Genomic DNA, 3,057 nt, shown 5'->3' on the forward strand with positions numbered 1-3,057 from the left:
GCGGTAGCGTAACCCATGCAGGCGTTGGGTTTCATGCTTCAACCCAACCTACGTTCTGATTAAATGCTGATGTCTAAAAAGCTTGTCAAGATTACAGAGAAGCAGCATTTATTCAGAGTAAATCTTCTAGTTTTATGGTCATATAATCTTGAGTTTGATTGGGATTTTGGATAAACCTAACGACGATTTTATCTCGTTCTTCTAATAGGGTTTCTAGGGTTAATAAATTTGATTCTGTAGATTGAGAGAGAATTTTATATAAGGTACTCTCGCTCAAATTATAGTCTGGCTCATTTTCTTTGGCAAGATCACTAATTTCGTTGCGATTATAAAAAATAATTCCTCTGAATTGCACAAATATTTGTGCATTTTGATAGTTTTTCTGGGGATTAGCATGATTATTGAGAGTCAGAAGCATATAGATTCTATTCATCCCGCTTTGAAATTTACCAGCAATCTGCTTTAATGTGCTTTCTTTGTCTTTTTTTGCCTGTAGGGATGCTTTAAGTTCAATTAAACAAATTTGCAGATGATAATTGAGAATTTTACCAGCATCATCGACTTTTCTCTGTAAAACTAATATAGCTTTTTCAGGGGTTTTGCCGGAAGCAGAGATACCGGGTAACTCTTTTTCTAAATTGATAACCCAGACTTTATCTACTTCTGTAGATATATTTTTGTCATGTTTAGACGATAACTTTAAGTGATTAATAACTACTTTCTTTAAATCGCTCTTATTTATTTCTTTAATTTCAATATACGCATCCTGACTGAGGCATATTTCTTCAATAAAACTGGATTTTTCTAAAGCTTGGTGAAACTCTTGTCTAAGGGAAAATATTTCTTTTTTTGAGTTAGACTTACTCATTCTCTGCTAAATAGATATGATTGGTTAAAATTTCTACAGATTTCTGCACAGAGTTGATAACTTCTTTAAAGTTACGAAAATAAACACCATATTGACTGGTTCCATAATCAATAATTTTATCACCCGTGAAAAAGTAAACCCCTAAGTCTTCTTTAGCAAGTGAAATTTCAGGATTTAAATTTTTTAATTGATTATCTTCAATAATTTTTGTGACATCAACACCATAACTTTTTAAGGTATGAAGATAAACATAATTGTTGAGAATATCGGTTAAAATTGGGCTATGGGTGGTGATCAAAACCCGATTATTATGCTCGGTGACAAATTGAACTAAAATATCCATTAAGCGAATTTGATTTTCGGGATGCAAATTAACCTCTGGTTCATCTATCATCAAAAAATTGTTTTTTTCCTTTGCCCAATATTTGAGATAAAGATACAAGATAGTCAACTGATTGACTGAAGATGAAGCTAGATACATGGGTAAATCTTTGCTTTCATCGAATTTAAAAGAAAATTGAATAGGTGCGATCGATTCTAGACTAGAAATCGTGATTTCTCCTCCCATTAATCCGGTCATCTTTTCAATCAGAGAATTATAAACTGAATTAATTTTTTTCTTGGTATTGAGAGAATAAAGCGACTCAATCACTTTATTCATTGGTTCTGTATAAGACCTTTTGGGTAATTGTTCTTGAAGACGTTTGAATATATCCCGATTAGTATCACTATCATCATCAATATTTTCTATTAATTCTTGCAATCGACGATTATACTCACTTCTTTTATTTCTTTCTATCTCATAAATGTACTGGTAGAAAACAGGAAAAAAGCTACGACTAGCGGGGATAAAAAAAGTATCTTGTATCGGAGACAAAAGCACTCTTATTATTGACGGAATAATTACTGATTCCTTGTATGGTTTAGCTCTCTCACAAAAGTCTCTGGGTATTTGATCAAATACTTTCTCAGGGATATTATTCTCTTTTATATTTATTGTTAGGCTACCTTTGCGCTTGCTAATCTGTAAATACTCCAGATCATTATTTCCTGCAACACGAACCGAAAAAGTTGTTTTAAATTTCGTCTCTTTAAATTCTTTAATATCCGCTTGAAAAATTAATTTATTGGAACTAATAATCGTTTCTTTAATACTGGCATCAAGATTATAAGTATTAACAACTTCTTTTTCAATAAATCGGCTAAATTTATTGAGAATCTCATCGATTAATTCTTGATTGATAGTAATTTTTTTAATAGGTTTTTCCGAGTCAATTACTAAAGAATCAATTTGGGTATTTTCGGAAAACTTTCTAATATTGTCATGATTAAAAATTGTCCATAAAAGCTGAGAAACTAGGGTTTTGCCACTATTGTTGTAACCAATAAAAGTATAAAACTTCTTGGTTAAATCTATAGTTTGATTATTATTTCTAATTGATCCCAAATTCTTGATCAGTAGTTCCATATTATTTTTACCAATCACACCGAGAGGATAACTAATTTTTTAAAGGTGGACAAAATGCCCACCCTTAAAACTATTGTAAACTGCTAGTTAACTGACTTTTGGCCTTAGCTAAAGCTTCGCTTAACTTACTAGCATCCCGTCCCCCAGCTTGAGCTAAATTGGGACGACCACCACCACCACCGGCGCAGATTTTAGCGATCGCACCGATAAATTTACCCGCTTGTAAACCCTTATCTTTAATCACCCGGGGACTAAAAGCGGCCACTAAACTCACTTTATCAGCTGCGGGAGTCGAGGCCAAAATCACTGCCCCTTCCCCTAATTTTTGCTGTAGTCTTTCGGCTGCAGCCATCAAAGCATTAGCATCAATATCGCCCAAAGAAGCGACTAATAGCTTAAATTCGCCGATAGATTCAGCTTGAGATAGCAAAGCATCCGATTTATTTAGTGCCAACTCCTGTTTAACCGCTTCTAACTGCTTTTGTGTGCCTTTTAACTCCGATTGTAGGGCCGTAATGCGATCGGGAATTTCCAGAGGTTTGACCTTAAAGCGATCGCACAAATCCCGCACCACCTGATCCCGTTCATTCAGGTATGCTAACACGGCAGGGCCAGCCACCGCTTCGATGCGACGAATTCCCGCGGCGATTCCCGTCTCGGAGATGATTTTAAATAAACCGATCTCGGCGGTATTTTTAACGTGAGTTCCCCCGCATAATTC

3 protein-coding genes are annotated in these 3,057 nt (G+C 34.8%); all 3 read right to left on the bottom strand.

Features of this window, described 5'->3' with window-relative positions; genetic code table 11:
- Positions 1–112: 112 nt before the first annotated feature.
- Complete coding sequence (locus tag IQ242_RS20995) at positions 113–868, bottom strand: hypothetical protein (protein ID WP_193961283.1); 756 nt, start codon at positions 866–868, stop codon at positions 113–115.
- Positions 861–2,336, bottom strand: a complete 1,476-nt coding sequence (locus IQ242_RS21000; protein WP_193961284.1) for an AAA family ATPase — start codon at positions 2,334–2,336, stop codon at positions 861–863. The genes IQ242_RS20995 and IQ242_RS21000 overlap by 8 nt, the downstream gene beginning before the upstream one ends.
- A 70-nt stretch (positions 2,337–2,406) precedes the next feature.
- On the bottom strand, positions 2,407–3,057 hold a 651-nt coding region (locus IQ242_RS21005; RefSeq protein WP_228021125.1), incomplete at its 5' end, for a DHHA1 domain-containing protein.

The sequence above is a fragment of the Microcystis sp. LEGE 08355 genome, assembly GCF_015207185.1.
Lineage (GTDB): Bacteria > Cyanobacteriota > Cyanobacteriia > Cyanobacteriales > Microcystaceae > Microcystis > Microcystis panniformis.

What these genes read in the sequence shown, in the direction of transcription:
- IQ242_RS20995 (WP_193961283.1), bottom strand. Translation starts at nt 868, where the DNA reads ATGAGTAAGTCTAACTCAAAAAAAGAAATATTTTCCCTTAGACAAGAG.
- IQ242_RS21000 (WP_193961284.1), bottom strand. Translation starts at nt 2,336, where the DNA reads ATGGAACTACTGATCAAGAATTTGGGATCAATTAGAAATAATAATCAA.